Here is a 20,630-nt window from a genome sequence, read left to right as displayed (position 1 = left end):
TTTCAGTCCGGGAGTTTAACAATGCAATCGATTTCCACTTTCAACCCCTCCGCCAGCACTGACTGCACGGTGGTGCGGGCGGGTTTGATCTCCGGAAAATAGCCGGCATAGACCGCATTATAGCGGTCGAACTCAGCGATGTCGGCCAGGTGAACCGTGCATTTGACGACATCGTCCATCGTCGCTCCCGCCGATTCGACGATGGTTTTGATATTCTGTAAGGTACGGTGGGTTTCTTCTTCAACGGTGCCGGGCACGAACCGAGAGGTCCGGAAGTCGACGGCAGCCTGTCCGCTGACGAACAGGAAACCTCCGGCAATTACACCGTCTGAATAAGCGCCGGTGGCAAAAGCAGGATCACGATCGGGGTGGATTAGTTTGGTTTTACGCATGCGTGAAAAGCAGGTAGAATGTCGCTTGATGGGACCGGGAATTACCGGACCTGGAACGCTCAGCAAAAGTAGCTTCCGAACTTTGCTAATTCTGTTACTTTTATCCATATTTCTGATACTATTTTTCGAAGACTTCCGGGGAATTTCCTATTTTTTGATATACTTACTCACCTCTTTCAGAAAATTAGCCTTTACCCTTATGAAAACCGTTGAAGTTCGGCTACCGCAGGAATATGACAAATCTTTTATTGTCTTCCAGGAGATAGGCCAATTCTTCCCCTGCCCGTGGCATTATCACCCGGAGTACGAACTCGTCCTGGTTCTGAAAAGCACCGGCCGCCGGATGGTGGGCGACCACATCGGCTATTTCGACGCAGGCGACCTGGTGTTTATGGGGCCGTCGCTGCCCCACGTGTGGGTCAATGATCCGGAGTTTTTCAAAGGCGAAGCCGGGTACCAGGCCAACGCCATCGTGGTGCAGTTCGTAGACAATTTTCTGGGAAAACCGTTCATGGAGATTCCGGAGATGGAAGCCTTCCGCCATTTCCTGAAACGCTCGAACCGCGGTATGGCGCTGTCCGGTGCGACCCGCGAAAGGATCACGGAGCTAATGAAGGGAATGCTCGCCATGAACGGTCTGCAGCGGCTTTCCTCCCTGCTGGCGATCTTCGACATTCTGGCCCATACGACTGAATATGAGATGCTTGCCAGCCCCGGCTACGTCCAGAACCACGATCTCAAATCCTCCGATCACCTGCGCCGGATCAACCAGTACATCATGCAGAATTTTCAGGAGGAGATTTCGCTGTCGGAGATTGCGGGCGTGGCGAACATGGCGCTGACCACGTTCTGCTGTTTTTTCAAGGAACACTACCGCGTCTCGTTTGTGGAGTATCTGAATACCGTCCGGATCGGCCACGCCTGCAAGCTGATCTCCGAAAAGGACCTCAATATCGTTGAAGCCGCCACCGAAAGCGGCTTCAACAACCTGGCGAATTTCAACCGCCAGTTCAAAAAAATCAAACGCATGACGCCCAGCGAATACCGCCGGACGCTGAATGCCGCCGTCTGATTTCAGTTTCCCTCCGAAAAAAAGTACTGGTATCGCTTTTCTGAAAAATAGTATTACAAATACAAATAAAAGTAGCAGATTCCGATAAGGACGAAACTTAATTTTGCTTTTGTCAATCTCGGCACGACCTTTTATTTGGGATACTATGAAAAAGAGAACTTTACCAGCTTTTTTCACCGAAAAGCGCTTTTTTCTACTGGTTGCCCTCCTCTGTTGTTGCCTGTCCGTCATCGCCCAGCAGGCGCGCACGGTCAAAGGAAAAATCACCGATGAGCGCAACGAAGGTCTGCCTGGGGTGAGCATCGTTCTGAAGGGGACCACCACCGGCACCACCACGGACGCCGGGGGGCAGTATACCCTCAACGTGCCCAGCGATCAGGCGGTTTTGGTATTCAGCTTTCTGGGTTACGAGTCTCAGGAGATAACCGTCGGAAACCAGACGCTGCTGAATATCACGCTGAAAGGTGACAGCAAAACGCTGAACGAGGTTGTGGTAGTTGGCTACGGAACCCAGTCGCGGGAGGTGCTGACCACCTCCGTCTCCAAACTCGACGCGAAGGTGCTCGAAAACGTCCCCTACGCCAACGCGGCATCGGCCCTGCAGGGGACCATCCCCGGCGTTCGGGTTCAGGCACCGGCCAACGGCGGACAACCGGGCGCTGCTCCCCGGATCATCGTGCGGGGCGGAACGTCCATCAACAACCCCAACGGTGCCTCTCCCCTGTACATCATCGACGGGATCATCCGCACCAACATGAACGACATCAACCCCGATGATATCGAGTCGCTGCAGGTGCTGAAAGACGCGGCTTCCACGGCCATATACGGAGCGCGGGGGTCCAATGGGGTCGTGATCATCACCACCAAAACCGGCAAAAGCGGCAAAACCCGCGTCACTTATTCCTACGACTTCATCTTCTCCCAGCCCGGCAAGCTCTATGAAATGGCGAATGCCCGGGAATATATTTACCTGCAACGGCTCGGCGCCGTTCGGTCTGCCAAGAAAGATCCAACGGCCACCCGCATGCTGACGCTGGCGACCGGAGCCGGAACCGGTAACGACCTGACCAACAATACGATCTATACTACCCAATACCTTTCTCCCGCCAATCAGCACAAGCTTAACGAAGGCTGGGAAAGCATGCCGGATCCGCTGGACTCCTCCAAAACCATCATCTTCCAGAATACGGATTATCAGAGGCTCATCTACCGGAACGGCTATTCCCACAACCACTACGTAGCCCTGACCGGCGGAACCGAGAAAGCCACCTTCAACGCGGGCGTCGGTTACCTGCAGAATCAGGGAACGGCCATCACCACCCGGTACGACCGGCTGACCTTTAACCTAAACGGCGAGCTGAAGGTGCGCGATAACCTGACGTTTTTCGGGCGGACCATGTTTACCCGCTCGACCAACAACGAGGTCTATGACATTGCCCAGATTTTTTACCGGTCGGCGGCCAACGTTCCCACCTCCAAACTCTACTACGAAGACGGCACCCTGGCGCCGGGCGCGAACCGGGGCAACGGAAACGCCAAATATTTTCTGAACAAGGACAAACGGGGCAACTCCATCGAAAACATGACCCTGTCGGTAGGCGGACGCTGGGACATTCTGCCGGGATTATCCTTCGATCCGCAGGTGTCACTGTATAAAGTTACCACGGACGGCTATTCTTTCCTGCCTTCCTACTTCAACGGAACCACGGCGGTCACCACCCGGGCGGCATCGTCGAATTATTCGCGGCTGACGCAGTGGCAGGCCGATGCGGTTTTCTCGTACGATAAAACGTTTGCCACGTTTCACAATCTGTCGGTAAAAGCCGGTTTCTCCTATTTCGGACGGAACAACTACACCCTGACGGCCAGCGGCCAGGGCGCGGCCACCGACCTGATTCCGACGCTGAATGCCGCAGCCACGCCGGTGGCGGTGGGTGGCATCATCAGCGATCAGGTCATTCTGGGCTACTTCGGCCGGATCAACTACGACTACAAACAGAAGTACCTGTTCTCACTGAATGCCCGCTACGACGGGGCGTCCAACCTGGGGGCCAATCATAAATGGGGCTTTTTCCCCGGCGTTTCGGTCGGCTGGAACCTGCACCAGGAAGAGTTCTGGCAGGGGCTGCCGGCCGGGCTGATCCAGCTGAAGCTGCGGGGCAGCTATGGCGTCAACGGGAACATTTCGGGTCTGAGCGACTTCCAGTCGCAGGGGGAATATGGCGTCGGCGCCCGCTACCTGGGCATTTCGGCGGTCCAGAACACCGTCATTCCGAACCCGTCGCTGAAATGGGAACAGTCCAAAACCTTCAACGTCGGTGCCGATCTCGGTCTGTTTAAAAGCCGGGTAAACGTCATCGCCGACGTTTACCGGCGGGTGACCGACAACCTGCTGACCAGCCTCACCCTGCCGCCCTCGACCGGTTTCAACAGCATCTTTACGAACCTGGGCAGCTTGGAAAACCGAGGGGTGGAGCTGGAACTGAGCGCCCAGATTCTGGCGCCCTCGTCGAGGCTGCAATGGCAGATTGCCCTAAATGCCGCCAAAACGACCCATAAAATCCTGACGCTGCCCTACAACGGAACGCCCAACAACCGCATCGGCGGGTACAACGTCTACGACCCGGTTTCCAAAACCTACGTCTGGGGGGGCGGTTTGCAGGAAGGCGGCCGCATCGGCGACCATTATGCCTGGAAACAGATTGGCGTATATGCCACGGACGAAGAAGCCAAATCGGCACCCGTCGATCAGCTCATCACCTACGCAGACAAAACCAAGTACGGTGGGGATGCCAATTTTCTGGATGTGGACGGCAACAACATCATCGACGAACGTGACCGCGTTTACGTCGGAAATCCGTTCCCGGTCTGGACCGGCGGTATTTCCAACACCCTGTCCTACAAGAATTTCACCTTCACGCTTCGGTTCGATTACGCAACGGGCCACACCATCTACAACTACGCCCGGGCGTTTATGGACGGCCAGTGGGCCGGGGTGAACCTGACGAAGGAAATGGCCGAGAAATCCTGGAAACGGCAGGGTGACAACGCCAGCATGGTGCAGTACCAGCCCGGTATCGGAAACTACAGCAACTGGCGCGGGACGGCCCACCACCTAACCACTACGAATTCCATTTACTACGAAACCGGCGATTATCTCTGCGTCCGGGAAGTTACGCTGAGCTACAACATCCCGTCGTCGGTGCTGCAAAAGCTCAAAATCAGCAACCTGCGCTTCAACCTGACCGGAAACAACCTGCACTACTTCACCAACTACAAGGGATTGAACCCGGAAGACGGCGACCGCGACAACGGCCGGTATCCGATTCCGAAAAACATTGCCTTCGGTGCTTCTTTAACCTTCTAAGCCCCCGTCCCATCATGAAATTGACCTATAAAATCGTTTCGGGCGTATTGCTGGGCCTGCTGTTCAGCACCTCGTCCTGCACGGACCAGCTGGAACTCGAACCGACGAGCGTCATTACCAACGCTTCGTTCTGGAAAACGGAAGATGACGCCAGGGGCGGTCTGGCCGGGATGTACGTCCGGCTGCGGAACGAAGCCCTGCTCAACCTCTATATCTACGGCGAAGCCCGCAGTGAGATCATGCAGAAGTCGCTGGCCGGAACGCTCGATTACGACCGGTATTACCTCAACACGCTCAATCAGGCGGCCGCCGGCCCTGACTGGATTGGTCTGTATGCGGCCGTCAATGCGGCCAACCTGATTCTGAAATACGTGCCGACCATTCCGTTCAATCTGGAAAGTACGAAAAACAGTACCCTGGCCCAGGCGCACGCCATGCGGGCTTATCTCTACTTCGTCATGGTCCGGACCTGGGGCGACCTGCCGCTGCGCACCGAACCCACCGAGGGGTTCGATCCGCAATCCACCTTCCTGGAACGCTCACCCGCTTCGGCCGTTTTCACGCTGATCAAGGAAGACATCGACAAGGCCCTTCAGCTTTTTCCGGACAATTCGTTTACCACCGGCCGGGCCCAGTGGTCGAAGGCATCGGTCAACGCCCTGAAAGCCGACGTATATCTGTGGACGGCCAAACGCGCCAACGGCGGTGCCGCCGATTTCACCACGGCCCTGAATGCCTGCGACGAAGTGGCCAAGGCCGATGTGGCCCTGCTGCCGGACTTCAGCAGCATCTTCCGCTATACCAACAAAGGCAACAAGGAAGTTCTGATGGCGTCGGGTTTTCGGTACCTTGAGGTCGGCGACAACTACTTCAACAACATGTACATGGCTGTCGGGGCCTTGCCCGCCAATGCCGAAGCCGTGTCGAAAACCATCGTGGGTGTTTCGGGCGGTAACAACGTGTGGGAGCCGAGCGCGCTCGTCCGCAACCAGTTTTCGACCGACGACCAGCGCCGGAGCGGCACCTTCCATGAGATCTACACCACGGGAGCCAACGGCGCCCGGAACTACTTCATCTCGGTGCAGGTGAAAGGCCAGGGGACAGTGGAAGGGGGCGTCCGGTTTTTTGTCGACGACATCATTCTGTACCGCTACGCCGACGTGCTGCTGATGAAGGCCGAGGCCAAAAACGGGTTGGGCCAGGACCCCAGTGCTGAAATCAACCAGGTGCGGCAGCGGGCCTACGGTGCCAAATTCGACGCCTACAAGTTTGTCAACGGCACGAAGGAAGCCAACGATGCCGCCATTCTTAAGGAACGGCTGCTGGAGCTGATGCTGGAAGGCAAGCGCTGGTGGGACCTGGTGCGGTTCGGCAAGGCGTTCGACATGGTGCCGTCGCTCCAGTCGCAAAAAGGCAAGGATCACCTGCTGCTGTTCCCGATTTCCAGCAACGTGCTGAGTCTGGAACCCAAGATCAAGCAGAACCCCGGCTACTAACCCTTCCCTGCCCATGAAAAAGCCCGCGCTTTTACTGGTCGGCCTGCTGTTTCAAGGCTGGGCCACTGTGGCCCAGCCCTCCTCTGCAACCTGGGAGGAACGGAAGAACACCAGCCTGACCCGCATAACGCCCGGCATTCCGGCTTTTGGAAAAACCGAGCTTCTGTATCAGCGGGAGGGCCGGAAGTCGCTGCGGGTCCGGCTGGGCGAACCGGTGGTGATTACGGTGGCCCAGCAGGAAGAAAAATGGGGATTTTATCAGTTTCCGACTATTTACCGGAGCATCGACGGGACGCTGGTGGCGACCTGGGCGATGCACACCGACCACGCCGAAAGCTACGGAAAGGACAGCGACGGTTTTGCCGTTTCTAACGACGGCGGCCGGACCTGGACCTTTCCCGGCGGTCCCAAACCGCCGGGCAACGGGCTGCTGCTCCCGAACGGGGACCTGATCCAGAACCATACCCCGCCCGCACTGGACACCGCGACCCTGAAACTTCCCCCAAAGCGAGGCACGGTCTCGGAAAACTACGGAAGAACGTTCTCGTTTTACAAACTGGACGAGCTGCCGGAGAACCTGCAGGGCGTTTATCTGAACCGGCTGAAAAAAGGCGAAAAGGAATGGACGCTGGAACACAACCGGCTGATCGACCCGACGGCCGTCCGCTACACGGATGAAAAGCTTTTTCCGGTAGTCTGGTGGGGCGATATGAAGGTGGAGGCTACCAACGACATCATGACCGGCATCTACCCCGGTTTTTACCTCGAAAACGGCAGGGTTCCGCCCTCCGGCGTGCTGTTCTACCGCTCGTCCGATCAGGGAAAAAGCTGGAAAATCGCCGGGCGCATCCCCTATACGCCTGATCTGACCAACGACCCCAACGGCAACCGGCGCCTGGCGCTCGGCTTCACGGAGCCCGCTTTCGAAATTCTGTCCGACGGCTCGTACCTGTGCGTCCTCCGCACGGCCGACGGGCTGGGCAACAGCCCCATGTACCTCAGCCGCTCCACCGACCGGGGAGCCACCTGGAGCCGGCCGCAGGCCTTTACCAGTTCGGGGGTGCTGCCTCAGTTGCTTCAGCTGAAGAACGGCGTCACCGTGCTGGCTGCGGGCCGGCCGGGTATGCAGCTCCGCTTTTCCACCGGTTCGGGCGGGTTGCAGTGGACCGATGCGTTTGAAATGCTGCCGTTCAACGACCCCAAAGAGGTGGTTTCCTGCGGCTATCCGGACCTTCTGGCCATCGGCCCCGACCGGTTCCTGCTCATTTTTTCTGATTTTAGATACAAAAACGAGAAAGGCGAAATCCGGAAGGCCATTAAAGTCCGGGAAGTTACCGTCACCCCGCTTTAGCCGCCCCGACCCAGCCAACCGGCTTTTTCACTGCGCTTAACCTCCAGACACCCGTATGAATAAATTCAGCCTCCCGCTTCTCGTCCTCCTTATCGGCGGGTGTAAAACCGCCCGGAACACGGCCCCCCCCGCCACTGAATGGGCCGAACGGAGCCATGAGCCGCTTTCGGTGATTACGCCCGGTATTCAGGCCTATCACCAGACTACCGTTCTGTACAAACGGAATGGAAAGGCCGGATACCGGGTCACGCTGAGCGAACCGGTGGTGGTAAGTGTGGCCGAAAAAGAAGAGAAATGGGGCCATTTTCAGTTTCCGGACATCGCTCGCACTGTCGACGGAGCCATTGCCGTGAAATGGCAGATGGCCAATGATGCCATGGAAGCCTACGGGAACACATCTTCCCCGACGGCCCTCTCGACCGACGGCGGGAAAACCTGGATGCCCGGCCCCACCGACTGGGAACACGCCCGACTCCAGGAGGGTCTTCTGCTGCCCAACGGCGACCGCATCAAAATCGTAACGCCAAAACCGGTTAAGGAGTCGGAACTGGCGATGCCCCAGCCCGTTGGCTCGATGACCCGCCGGAATTACAAACATACCTTCTACCGACTGACCGAACTCCCCGCCAGCCGCCAGGGCGTTTTTCTGGCGCGCCGGAAAAAAGGTGAACTAGACTGGACCAACGAACAGGCCGCCCTCGACGATCCGCAGGCGCTGCGTTACAGCCTGCGCGGCCAGGTGCCCGTCGTCTGGTGGGGCGATATGAAAGTGGCGGCCGACGGCTCGGTGGTGGCCGGGGTGTATCCGGGCTTCCACCTTCGGGAAGACGGGAGCCTGGACCTGAAGGGGGGCGTTTTCTTTTACCGTTCCACCGATTCGGGTCGTTCCTGGAAGATTCTGAGCCGCATCCCCTATCAGCCTGACACGAAGATCGATACCAACGGCGTCAACAAACACTGGTTTACGGAGCCGGCCTTTGAAATTCTCTCCGACGGCACCTACCTCAGCGTCATTCGTTCCCACGACATCTACAGCGGCCCGATGTATGCGAGCCGGTCGGCGGACCAGGGCCGAACCTGGACCCGACCAAAGGTCATTGCGCCCAACGGGGTGTTGCCGCGCCTGCTGCAATTGCCCAACGGCGTGGTGGTGGCCGCGTCGGGGCGTCCGGGCGTTCAGCTCCGGTTTTCAAACGATGGGAAAGGAGAAATCTGGACCAATCCGTTCGAGATGCTGGCCTATGGGCCGTTCGATTCGCAGCCCTACGTCGAAAATGATCGGGGCAGAACCGAACCGGCGTCCTGCGGTTATACGGGCCTGCTCGCCACCGGGCCGGACCGATTCCTGATCGTGTACTCCGACTTTATGTACAAAAACGCCCAGGGACAAACCCGCAAGGCGATCAAGGTTCGGGAAGTGACGGTTTCTCCGCTCTGAGGATCATGTGCCGGTTTTCAATGATCAACCCACTCAATCTCTACTCCATGAAGTTCCGCCACTGGCTTTTTCTGGTACTGGGAATAGGATACACGGTTTCCGCCGGGGCCGCCGGCCGGCCGGCCGGGCAGAAACCGCCGGCCGCCGATTCGGGCCGGGCAGTCCGACCGGCCCGACTGGTGAAGGAAGCCGTCCCGTTTCTGTACAGCCCGCCGGCGCCACCGTCGCCCCGGCTGCTGTTTGATTATTACCACCATAAAGGCCCCAACACCAAAGTCGGCAACTTCATGGTGACGGGCGCCTGGGTGAACATCAACGGGCGCTATGGCTGGGACGATTTCGTGCATACCAATACCTTCGACCCGGTGTTCGTGGCGCTCGAGAAAGAGTTTGCCATTTCGATGGCACAGGAGCCCTACTCGGAAGCGACGCTGGCGCAGAAGGACGCCGTGGTGATCGTCAACCCCGATAACCCGAAGCTCGACTCCACCGCCAACGTCCTGACCGACGCCGAGATCGCCATGCTCAAGCGTTACGTCGAGAAGGGCGGCAGCCTGATGGTCATGATCAACAGCGGGGGTGCCGACCGGACCGCCGAGGATTTTGAAGGCGTCCAGCTGCGCAAGCTGGTCCGCAGTTTCGGCCTCGACTGGAACAGCGACGACACCCACTATTCCGACGTGGCCATCGGCGAAAACCACCCGTATTTCTACGACGTTCCCATTTTTCACTACGGTTCGGGCTGTACGATCCGGATCCTGCCGGAAGCCAGGCAGCCGACGGTGCTGATGCAGGTGGCCTCCGATGCGGGCTATCCCGACCGCAAGGTGAAAGGGCCGGGTATTGTGATGACGCGGCCGGGAAAGGGCAAATTCATTCTGGTCGGCGACAATGGTTCCTGGACCGGCAACATGTCGCGTCCGTGGGCTGAGAACGAGCGGATTCTGAAGCAGTTGTTCCGCTACCTGAAACCTGACCAGGGCGTGAAACCGCCCCAACTGCCGGCGGGCAAAACGTTCCACTACGAGGTCACGGTGGCCGAGTTGCAGGGCATTCCGGTGACCAATTCGCTCACAAAAATCGAACATCCTCATTTTAAAATGTTTTCGCCCCGGCCAACGACCAGTATGCCGTATCTGGAAGCAACCGCCCGGCTGACGCTAAATGTTGGAAAGCACGGCCCGGAAGAAGCCGCTCCGATGACCGCAGAAGTCGACGGCTTCCGGTGGTTTGAGGAAGCTCCGCACGAGAAGCAGCAGATCAGCTTTTTCGCCAGCCGACAGGGCAAAGTGAGTCGGACCGCTGCCACGGGGCACGCGTCCCGGTGGTTGTTACCGGACGTCTCGATTCTGGTGCCGCTGCTGCCGGTCGACGGCATCCGGCCGGGCGACCGCTGGGAAAGCCTGGAGACCGTGCGGGTTCCGATGCTGAACGGCACCGATCTGCCGCCCGTCAAACCGGCCCTGATGAGTCTGACCTACATCGGCGATACCGAACTGGCGGGCCGGGCCTGCCGCCTGATCCGGGCGACGGGCGAGGTCTGGCTCAGCGACCTCGGTGTTCAGGTTACCGATTTACTCCCCGACGAAGAAGCCCGGCGCGTGGGCGGAAGCCAGTACCGGTTTTTCAACGAGCACGGCGGCAAAATCATGTACAAGCGTGAGCAGTGGGTGGATCGGGAAACGGGTGTGGTAGTCAAAGGCCGGGTGCAGACGCGCATCGTCGCCTGGATCCAGGACACGACCAGACCGGTCGGCAGCAGTAACGCCCTCCGGGATCAGGAAATGATTGTGTCAATGGCGCACAGCACCACCTTTAACCTGAAGGAAGCGAAATGAAGTGGCGGCCGGCGCAAATACAGATACTTGCCGTACTAACGGCCGGAACGCTGCTTTCCGACATGGCGATGGCCCAGGAGAGCCGGGCATCCAAAGTGCCGTTCTATACCTTCGGGACTACCCTCTCCGAACAGGAAGAACAACTAAAAACGAACCCGCTCCTGAAGCGGTTTGAAGCCGCCCGCAAAGAACTCGCCAAAGACCGCCACCGACCCGCCTACCATTACGTCAACCCGGAAGGAATCCTGAACGATCCGAACGGTTTGTGTTTCTGGCAGGGCCGGTGGCATCTGTTCTATCAGGGATTTCCGCCGGAAGACCCGCGGGTCCACTGGGGCCATGCCGTTAGTACGGATCTGATTCACTGGCGTGATCTGCCGTATGCCATCTACCCCGACCCCGAAGACCGGGTTTATTCGGGAACGACATTCGTGGAGCCGGGCCGCGTCATTGCCATGTACCACGGCGTTGGCGCCGGAAGCATGGTGGCCACCGCCACCGACCCGTTGCTGCTGAACTGGACAAAGCTGGGTAACAAGCCCGTAATTCCGATCCCGAAACCGGGTGAGAAACTGCCCTACAACGTCTTCGATCCGGCCATTTGGAAGAAAGGCGATGCCTACTACAGCGTGCTGGCCGGGCAGCGGCCGGTGGGACCGGCCGGCAAAATGGTTCGGGCTTTGTTCCTGTTCCGCTCCACCGATCTGATGAACTGGCAGTATCTGCATCCCTTTATCGAAAACGATGGCTACGGGATGGTGGGCGACGACGGGGCCTGTCCCTACTTCTGGCCGATCGGCGACAAGGGTAAGTATATTCTGCTGCATTTCAGCCACATGAGTGGCGGAAAATACCTTCTGGGCGACTATGATCAGGTCCATGATAAATTCATCGTCACCGATGGCGGCAATTTCAATCACGGCCCCATGCTGCCCAACGGGGTTCATGCCCCTTCGGCTTACCCCGACGGCAAGGGAGGAATCATTGCTATTTTCAACATTAATGAGGGCAAGGCCGATAAAACCTGGGGGCGGATCATGACACTGCCCCGGCGCCTGACGCTGGACGAGAACGGGAAGCTGCAAATGGAACCCACCGGAGACATCGCGTCCCTGCGAACCCGGAAGGTGACCATTGCCGAACAGGTTCTGCCGCCCAATCAGGAAGTTGTCCTGCCGGCGGTTTCCGGGAATGCGCTGGAGATCCACGCGGTCATCGATCCGAAACAGTCGCCGACGATCGAACTAAACGTGCTGCGGTCACCCGGCCGGGAGGAGTATACCCGCATCCTTTTCTACAGAAACGGCGGTTTTCAGGACCGGTCAATGCCGGGAAAAGCCGTCCAGTACAGCGCCGTCTCCATCGATAATTCTACAGCCTCCACGCTGGAGGGCGTCCGGTCGAGGGTGCCGGAGACGGCTTCGGTTCTCCTCCGCGAGGGCGAGCCGCTCGACCTGCGCATCTTTGTCGATAAAAGCATTGTGGAAGTTTTCGTCAACGGCAGGCAGTGTGTGGCCGTGCGGGTGTATCCGGGCCGTACGGACAGTCAGGGCGTGTCGGTCCTCGCCCGGGGCAGCACTGCAACCCTTAAAACGCTGGAAGTCTGGCAGATGGAAAACCTTTTCAGTAAGCAGTAGGGGTGCCTGAACCGCCGGCGCCGGGGCCATTCTTCCCCAAAAACCTGTACAATACTTCAGAAACCATTTGGCCCGACGTTCGGCGCTGTCTGAAGTCTGAAAAATAGTATTACAAATCAAAAGGAAAGTAGAAGCGCCACCTGGATGAAGCACTTAATTTTACGTAGCGCCCCGGCGGAGGAATAACCTGTTCATTTTCGTCGGTTCGATCTTTACCTGACGCCCTAAACCCGTACTTATGAATTTTCGAATAAAAAGCGCCCTCGCCTTTTTCCTGGTTGCCGGCACGGTTTCTCCCGGCATCCTGTCGTTTATGCCGGAACGGCCTTCCCCTCCGGAAACCGCTGATCTGCCGGGGGTTCGGAAAGTAAAGGACCTGGTCATCTACCAGGATGAGCAGTTTTATTCGTCGTTCCCGTCGATCATCAAAAAACCGAATGGAGAACTCCTGCTGGCTTTTCGGCGCGCCCCGGACCGAAAGGTTTTCGGCGAAACCAGAACTACCCACGTAGACCCCAACAGCTATCTGGTGGCGCTCCGCTCCAAAGACGGTGAAAACTGGACAAAAGAGCCTGAACTAATTTATTCCCACGCGTTTGGCGGCTCGCAGGACCCCTGTCTGCTGCAACTGAAAAACGGCGATATTCTCTGCGCCAGCTACGGCTGGGCTTTTCTGCGTCCGGAAGGCATGGCGAACCTGAAAAAACCGTACTTTGAATCGGGCGGAGCCATTTTTCTGGGCGGCTACCTCGTGCGCTCGACCGACGGGGCCAAAACCTGGCAGGGGCCGGTCTATCCCCCGCACATTGCGCCCGAAATCAATCACAGCGCCTTTGGCGGAGAACCCATCCGGGCCTACAACCGGGGAGCGCTGTACGAAGGCAAAAATGGCCGCATCTACTGGGTCGTGGCCTCCAGCGATTCGAATTCGCCCAAGAAAACCTCCAACCACCTGATCGTTTCCGACGACAGGGGCCTGACCTGGAAATACGAAAGCGTCGTTGCGACGGACGACAAAGCCTCGTTCAACGAAACGTCCATTTATGAAACGCCCAAAGGCGATCTGGTGGCTTTTCTGCGGACGGCCAACCTGGACGACCAGGCCTGTATTGCCCGCTCGACCGACGGCGGCAAACACTTTAAATGGGAGAAAATGGGCTTTCAGGGCCATCCAATGCAGGCCCTGCGGCTGGCCGACAACCGGGTGCTGCTGGTCTACGGATACCGTCATAAACCCTTTGGCATCCGGGCGCGCATCCTCAACGCCGAGTGTACGGACTTTGCCTCGGCCCCCGAAATCGTGCTTCGTGAAGACGGCGGCAACGGCGACATCGGCTATCCGTGGTCGGTGCAGCTGGACCGGAAACGCGTGCTGGTGGTGTATTACTTTAACCGCGACAACAGCACCCGCCATATTGCCGGCTCAATTCTGGAAATTCAATAACGTCACCCCTGCTGACCCGACCCGCTATGAAAACCGACACGCTCGCGATGGCCCCCAAAGTTTCCACCGTTCCGGCCCGGGCCTGGCTAGTGGTGGCGCTGCTCTGCGTGGTGGGCTGCCTGAACTACCTCGACCGGATCATGATTACGACCATGCGTGATTCGATCAAGGCCGCCATTCCGATGACCGACGCGCAATTTGGGTTACTGACGGCGGTTTTTCTCTGGATTTACGGTTTACTGAGCCCATATGCCGGTTTTCTGGCCGACCGGTTCAACCGCAGCCGGGTCATCATCGGTAGTTTGTTCGTCTGGTCGCTGGTGACCTGGCTGACGGCCCACGCCACTACCTTTGAAGAGTTGCTGGCCACCCGGGCACTTATGGGCATCAGTGAAGCCTGTTACATCCCGGCGGCTATGGCCCTGATTGTCGACTACCACCGCGGAGCCACCCGATCCCTGGCCACGGGCATTCACATTGCCGGTGTGATGGTGGGGCAGAGCCTGGGTTTTCTGGGCGGGATGATTGCCGAGAACCGCGACTGGAGCTCGGCTTTCAGCGTGTTTGGCATGGTGGGGATCGGGTACGCCGTCGTGCTGGTTTTCTTCCTGCGGGATGCCCCCTCCCCGGCGGCAGCAGAGTCCCCGATCGTCAAAACCGAAGAGTCGGTACGGTTTGGGGAGGCCGTTCGGAATCTGTTCAGTAAGCCGGCCTTCAGTCTTCTGCTGTTGTTCTGGGCGCTGTTGGGCGTGGTGGGCTGGCTGATTGTCGGCTGGCTGCCCACGTTTTATCAGGAACATTTCGGCCTGCCCCAGTCGCAGGCCGGGCTCTACGCCACCGGCTATTTTCACACCGCTGCACTGGTCGGGGTGCTGACCGGCGGGGCTCTCACCGACCGCGTGAGCCGCAGCAACCCGCGGGGCCGGATTCTGGTGCCGGCCGTGGCCCTGTGCATTGCCGCCCCGGCCATCTTCATTGCCAGCACGACAAACGTCCTGACGGTAGCAATCGTCGGCTTCGTTTTCTATGCCTTTACGCGGGTGTTCAGTGACACGAACATGATGCCGATTTTGTGCCTGATTGCCGATGATCGGTATCGGGCGACGGGCTATGGCATTCTGAACCTCGGCAGCTGCATCGTGGGCGGTTTCGGGCTTTACGCGGGCGGGGCGCTGCGGGATGCCCAGGTGAGTTTCAGTCAATTATTTCAGGTGGCAACGGCTTTGCTGCTGGTTTGCGCGGCCACGCTGTTCTGGCTCCATGCCCGAACAAATCTCAAATCCGAAACGTAATTCGACAGATAATGAAATCACGACTTCTATCCCTGATCCTCTTTTTTTGCTGCTCGTGGCCGGTACTGGCGCAGGATACCGCGTTTCCCGACTACGTGAGCGTCATCAAAATCTGGGATCAGCCGCCCCACAGTGCGTTCACCGATCTGGTGCGGTTCCAGAATGCGTTTTACTGTACGTTCCGGGAAGGACTCACGCACGTCGATACGACTAACAGCGGCAAAGTGCGCGTACTGAAATCCACCGACGGAAAGCAGTGGGAAAGTGTGGCGCTGCTGGCCATCCCGAAGATTGATCTACGGGACCCAAAACTGACCATTACGCCGGATCAGAGGCTGATGGTGACGATGGCGGGGGCGGTTTTTGCGCCGGTCAACAATCGAAACAAGGTGCAGCGGATTGCGCCGATGGTATCCTTTTCCGACAAAAGGGGAGCGAATTTTTCCGAGCCGCAGAAGTCGACGCTCGACCCAGCCATCTCGCCTTCGAAAGACTGGATCTGGCGCACCACCTGGCACAACGGCATGGGATACGCCATTGACTATCAGGTGCTGACTGACGACAAGTGGATGATCTACCTGCTGAAAACCAAAGACGGTATTCATTACGATAAAGTCTCAGACCTCGATGTGACGGGCCGCCCGAACGAATCGACCATTCGGTTTGACCAGAACGGGAACATGCTTGTCCTGATCCGGCGCGAAGCCGAAGATCAAATGGGCATTCTGGCCGAAAGCAAAGTGCCCTATACGAACTGGACCTACCATAAAATGGCGATTCGGCTGGGCGGCCCCAATTTCCTGTTTCTCAACGATCAGAAGCTGGTGGTCGGCTCCCGGAATTACGCGTCGCCGAACAAAATGGCCCTGTACCTGACGGACCGGCAGGGGAATATCACCAAAACCATCCCCTTCCCCAGCAGTGGCGACGCCAGCTATCCGGGCATGGTGATTCACCAGAACAAACTCTGGGTGTCGTATTATTCAACGCACGACGGAAAATCGGCCATCTACCTGGCTCAGGTCCCGCTCGATAAGCTCTACTGACTCCGATGCCTGCCTGCACGTCCGCCGGAACCCGCCCGCTCGAAGCCGCCGACATTCGGGGCACCTGGGCCACGCTGATGCTTCCCATCGGCGCGGATGAATCCATCGACTTCCGGCGGTTGGAAATGGACCTGGAACGTCTCATTGGGTTCGGCGTCGACGGGCTATATTCCAACGGGACGGCGGGCGAGTTCTACAACCAGACGGAAAGCGAGTTCAGACGTGTTCACCGGCTGCTAGCCGGGCGTTGCAGGACGCAGGAACTGCCGTTCCAGATCGGCGTCAGCCACATGAGTCCTTGGATTTCGCTCAACCGACTCAAATGGGCCATCCGGCAGGAACCCGGGGCCGTTCAGGTGATTCTGCCCGACTGGTTTCCGCCCGTCGAACCGGAGATCATCGCCTTTTTGAAAAAAATGGCCGCCGTTTCGGCCGAGGTGCGGCTGGTGCTGTACAATCCTCCGCACGCTAAAGTCCGGCTCAGCCCGGCCCAGTTCGGTCGGTTGAAGGACGCAGTGCCGCAACTGGTTGGAGTCAAAGTCTCCGGCGGTGATGCGGACTGGTACCGACAGATGCGCGAACACATGCAGGGGCTTTCGGTATTCGTGCCTGGCCACCGGCTGGCGACTGGCATCCGGGAAGGCGCCCATGGTTCGTATTCGAACATAGCCTGCCTGCATCCGCAAGTAGCACAGGACTGGTATCGGCTGATGCAGACCGATTTGGAGGAAGCCCAGCAACAGGAACGGGGCATCCTTCAATTCATGAATGATTATATTATTCCGTATATCCGTGATCATCAGTATTCCGACCCGGCCTGCGACAAGTTTTTAGCCGCCGTGGGCGGGTGGTCGGCGGCAGGCTGCCGGATGCGCTGGCCCTATCGCTCCATTCCATCGTCCGGAGTGACTGCTGCGCGGGCCGGGGCCCGGAAATTGATCCCGGATTTTTCAACCCATTGCCCGAATGAAACGGTTTAGAGTCCTGCTTTTCTACCTGTTTATGACCCACTACGTGTCTCCTTCCGGTTCCGCCCAGCCCGTTTCCGCGGCCCTGCAAAACCAGTGCCTTCAGGAGCTGCGGACGGTTTTGCAAACCGGGCAGGAGTGGGTGAAGGTGCATGCGGCCGAGTATCTGCTCTGGCTCGGCAAACCGGCGGGCGTTCGGGAGGTGTATCTGGACGAACTACGTCAGTACGGCACAAAACCGCCGTACCGCATCGGCATCTGGCGGGTGCTGGCGCAGGCGGCCGCCAACCCGGCAGAAAAGAAACAATGGACCGATCGAATTGCCGCAGCGTTTGCCGACTTCAATGGCCCCGACCGCATTCATGCCGCCGAAACGCTGGCTAAACTCGGTATTTCGCCCATGACCTTCGCGGCCGAAGCCGCCCGGAAAGCCATCGCGGGCGAGAACCGGGCCCTGTCGCTTTACACGCTCTGGGGAACCGGCCTGTCTGATCCAGAAGCCGGCGCCGGAAACCGGCAAACCTTTCTGAATCTGGTGCTAAATAAAAATGAAGAAACCCCTCCCCGGCGGCTCGGTGCTTTTATTCTCCGTAAACTGGGCGGTCTGACGCCTGCCGAATGGCAGAAACTGGCCGAATCCGCTTTATCGGAGCCGGTATCCTCGGGTGTGCAGCTCAATCTGGTGCATGCTGCGCTGACTACGGCTCCGGCCGACGCCGTTCGTTCGGAACCGTACCGATCGCTTCGCGCCAAACTCCTGGAGGCCCGGCACTCTGCCGCGGTTGGAGATCAGCTGGAACTGGCGACGGCGCTGGCCGAAACCGGCACCGCGGCCGACGTGCCGGTTCTGGTGCGGCTGTTGCAGCACGAGAATGCCGACGTTCGGGCGGGAGCCGCGTACGCAATCCTGAAAATCAATTCCGGAAAAGGTTAGGAATACAACCGAAAAAACTGTGGTAAACATTGGAATCATCGGCATGAGTGCGGGCAATGCCCATCCGTACTCGTGGTCGGCCATCATCAACGGTTTGTTTGATGACGGCGAGATCAACCGGGTAGGTTATCCCGGCGTTTCGGCCTACCTAACGGCCAACCGCGATCTTCTGGGCATCCCGGGCGCGCGGGTCACGCACGTCTGGGCTCAGGACCGGGCCATTTCGGAGAGCATCTCCCGCGCCGTTGGGGTGGACCATGTGGTCGACCGGATCACGGACCTGATCGGGCAGGTCGACGCGGTGATTCTGGCCCGGGACGATCCCGAACACCATGTCGACATGGCGAGACCGTTCATCGACGCGGGCGTACCGCTTTTTATCGACAAACCGCTGGCTGACAGCGCCGGGGATCTGGCTTATTTCGCCGAACAGGTCGCCGGTGGCCGGTTCATCATGTCGTGTTCGTCAATGCGCTATGCGACCGAACTGCGGGCGGTAAAAAATGAGTTCGGGGCGCTGGGCCACCTGCAACTCGCTACGGCGGTCGGAAAAAAAGACTGGATTCGGTATGGTGTGCACATGCTGGAGGGGCTGTTCATGGTGCTCGACGATCCGACGCCTGTTTCAGTGAGGCATGTAGGACGCGAAGGGGGCGATGTTGTCTATCTGGAGTTTGCCGGCGGTTTTCAGGCGACGGTGCACCTGTTCATGGATATTGCTCTGACGTTCCAGATTTCGTTGTTCGGGAAAGACGGCTGGCGGCTGGTGGAAGTCAAAAACTGGTTCGGTATGTTCCGGGACAACCTGATCGAATTTATTCGGTCGGTAGAGGAAAACCGGCCGCGTCTGGATTTTACCAAAACCGAAGCCATCATCTGTACCCTACTGGCCGCCCGCGAGAGCCTGGCGGAAGGCGGAAAAACCGTTTATCTGAATTCATGATGGCCGACTTATTTACCGACACGTTCGGTCTGACCGGAAAAGATATCTGGGTCATCGGCGGGGCCGGTTACCTCGGTCAGGCCACGGTTCGGCTGCTTCGGGCGGCCGGTGCCAACGTTCTGTGCGCCGATCTGGAAGACCAGGCCGCTAGCTTCGTCCACCGTTCCAGCCTGAGTCCGCAGGTCACCCCAGCCACCCTCGACATTCGGCAGGGCCTGGCGATTCGGGAGTTTGTGACAGAACAGGTTTCGTTACGGGGCGTACCGCACGGCTTAGTCAATCTGGCCTATGCTTCGACCGGTAAGAAACTTGAAGACCTGACTGAGCAGGATTTCGACGAGGTAAACCACGGCGGGTTGACGGCAACCTTTTTGCTGACGCGTCAGGTGGGGCAGGAAATGGCACGCCTGAGCCGGGGCAGCATCGTGCTGTTTTCCAGCATGTACGGATCAGTATCACCCGATCCGGCCGCCTACCAGGCCCCTATGAATAAAAATCCGATTGAGTACGGTGTCGGGAAGGCAGGTATCATTCAGATGACGCGCTATCTGGCCGTTCACTGGGGGCGGCAGGGTGTGCGCTGCAATTGCATTTCGCCCGGCCCGTTTCCCAATCCGGCCGTGCGGCAAAGCGAACCGGCCTTTGTGGAACGACTGGCGCAGAAAACCCCGCTGGGGCGCGTCGGCCAGTCGCCAGAAATTGCCGGTGCGGTGGCCTTTCTTCTCTCCGATGCCGCTTCTTACCTGACCGGGCAAAACCTGTCGGTCGACGGCGGCTGGACCTGCTGGTGAGTGCTAATACGCATTGGATTGAAACTACATTCCACCAGACGCGGGGTACGTGGGCACAAGTCTTGCCTATTACCGGCCACAGCAGTGCTTCTTCCATGCGCCCTTCTTGTGGCGCCAGTTAAAGCCAGTATGGCAACCTCAATTCAGAGGGATCCCCAGAATGTGTCGCTAGGTCTATTTTCTGCCCTGCTGCCCCGATAGTCCGGGGAATGTAGAGCAGAATGTGTTAGGGGACACCTGAATCCTACCCAGGTGCGCTGTGACTTACTCCTTCCCTCGGGGTTGCGTACCGATCATGATTTGATACGCAGGAAAGATGCTGGGTTCACCTAAGCTGAGCCAGAGCTCGCACGCACAGAAGAGCTAAATACACTTGTGATGCTGGAGTTGATGGGATGGGGTTAATTTAGTAATGCATTTAATTTTTATATTAAAAATAACTCTTCCGGCCCGATGTGTACGTTCACCCCTGCGTTGCACGCATTGTCTAACCCTTTAGAACTCTGAATATGCTCTTACTCTTATTATTTGGGTAAGTACTATGTAAGGTACAAAAGATATGATACTGCACTAGATTAGAAGCGATTAGGAGCTTACCAGATTGCCCCTATACTCGTACCT

At 58.1% G+C, this 20,630-nt stretch carries 15 protein-coding genes; 14 read left to right on the top strand and 1 reads right to left on the bottom strand.

Translation table 11 applies throughout. The features are described 5' to 3' along the window. Window positions 1–2: 2 nt before the first annotated feature. On the bottom strand, window positions 3–392 hold the full coding sequence (locus tag DX909_RS25960) for a RidA family protein (protein WP_128548165.1): 390 nt from the start codon (window positions 390–392) through the stop codon (window positions 3–5). A 199-nt stretch (window positions 393–591) separates the two neighbouring features. Here DX909_RS25960 and DX909_RS25955 point away from each other — a divergent pair, with 199 nt between their 5' ends. The 14 genes from DX909_RS25955 to DX909_RS25890 all read left to right on the top strand — a co-directional run bounded on the left by DX909_RS25955 (window position 592) and on the right by DX909_RS25890 (window position 20,009). Then, window positions 592–1,464: an AraC family transcriptional regulator gene (locus DX909_RS25955; protein ID WP_128548164.1), complete on the top strand. Its 873-nt coding sequence runs from the start codon at window positions 592–594 to the stop codon at window positions 1,462–1,464. Between the two features lie 145 nt (window positions 1,465–1,609). Continuing rightward, a complete protein-coding gene (locus DX909_RS25950) occupies window positions 1,610–4,831 on the top strand; it encodes a SusC/RagA family TonB-linked outer membrane protein (protein ID WP_128548163.1) in 3,222 nt (1,073 codons plus the stop codon). A 14-nt stretch (window positions 4,832–4,845) separates the two neighbouring features. Next, the gene (locus tag DX909_RS25945; RefSeq protein WP_128548162.1) at window positions 4,846–6,327 is read left to right on the top strand and encodes a RagB/SusD family nutrient uptake outer membrane protein; all 1,482 of its coding nucleotides are present in this window, start codon (window positions 4,846–4,848) and stop codon (window positions 6,325–6,327) included. 13 nt (window positions 6,328–6,340) lie between these two features. Beyond that, window positions 6,341–7,678, top strand: coding sequence for a sialidase family protein (locus tag DX909_RS25940; protein ID WP_128548161.1), 1,338 nt, complete (start codon window positions 6,341–6,343; stop codon window positions 7,676–7,678). A gap of 55 nt (window positions 7,679–7,733) precedes the next feature. Continuing rightward, window positions 7,734–9,116, top strand: a complete 1,383-nt coding sequence (locus tag DX909_RS25935) for a sialidase family protein (RefSeq protein ID WP_128548160.1) — start codon at window positions 7,734–7,736, stop codon at window positions 9,114–9,116. Between the two features lie 47 nt (window positions 9,117–9,163). After that, on the top strand, window positions 9,164–10,954 hold the full coding sequence (locus DX909_RS25930; protein WP_128548159.1) for a hypothetical protein: 1,791 nt from the start codon (window positions 9,164–9,166) through the stop codon (window positions 10,952–10,954). Next, complete coding sequence (locus tag DX909_RS25925) at window positions 10,951–12,591, top strand: glycoside hydrolase family 32 protein (RefSeq protein WP_206513054.1); 1,641 nt, start codon at window positions 10,951–10,953, stop codon at window positions 12,589–12,591. The genes DX909_RS25930 and DX909_RS25925 overlap by 4 nt, the downstream gene beginning before the upstream one ends. A 238-nt stretch (window positions 12,592–12,829) precedes the next feature. Further along, window positions 12,830–14,035 carry a sialidase family protein gene (locus DX909_RS25920; protein WP_229311197.1) on the top strand — a complete coding sequence of 402 codons (1,206 nt, stop codon included), beginning with the start codon at window positions 12,830–12,832 and terminating at the stop codon, window positions 14,033–14,035. A 26-nt stretch (window positions 14,036–14,061) separates the two neighbouring features. Next, complete coding sequence (locus tag DX909_RS25915; RefSeq protein WP_229311196.1) at window positions 14,062–15,327, top strand: MFS transporter; 1,266 nt, start codon at window positions 14,062–14,064, stop codon at window positions 15,325–15,327. An 11-nt stretch (window positions 15,328–15,338) separates the two neighbouring features. After that, window positions 15,339–16,373, top strand: coding sequence for a hypothetical protein (locus DX909_RS25910; protein ID WP_128548158.1), 1,035 nt, complete (start codon window positions 15,339–15,341; stop codon window positions 16,371–16,373). A gap of 5 nt (window positions 16,374–16,378) precedes the next feature. Beyond that, window positions 16,379–17,353 (top strand): dihydrodipicolinate synthase family protein, encoded by a 975-nt coding sequence (locus tag DX909_RS25905; RefSeq protein WP_128548157.1) that lies wholly within the window; start codon window positions 16,379–16,381, stop codon window positions 17,351–17,353. Next, window positions 17,340–18,275, top strand: coding sequence for a hypothetical protein (locus DX909_RS25900; protein ID WP_128548156.1), 936 nt, complete (start codon window positions 17,340–17,342; stop codon window positions 18,273–18,275). The genes DX909_RS25905 and DX909_RS25900 overlap by 14 nt, the downstream gene beginning before the upstream one ends. Window positions 18,276–18,294: 19 nt before the next feature. Beyond that, window positions 18,295–19,218, top strand: coding sequence for a Gfo/Idh/MocA family oxidoreductase (locus DX909_RS25895; RefSeq protein ID WP_128548155.1), 924 nt, complete (start codon window positions 18,295–18,297; stop codon window positions 19,216–19,218). Continuing rightward, on the top strand, window positions 19,215–20,009 hold the full coding sequence (locus DX909_RS25890) for an SDR family oxidoreductase (protein ID WP_229311195.1): 795 nt from the start codon (window positions 19,215–19,217) through the stop codon (window positions 20,007–20,009). Before DX909_RS25895 ends, DX909_RS25890 begins: the two co-directional genes overlap by 4 nt. The last annotated feature ends 621 nt before the right edge of the window (window positions 20,010–20,630 follow it).

The organism is Larkinella soli, assembly GCF_003703975.1.
GTDB classification, from domain to species: domain Bacteria; phylum Bacteroidota; class Bacteroidia; order Cytophagales; family Spirosomataceae; genus Larkinella; species Larkinella soli.
Note: the sequence above shows the minus strand (reverse complement) of the source record. Positions and strands in the feature narration are given on the sequence as shown.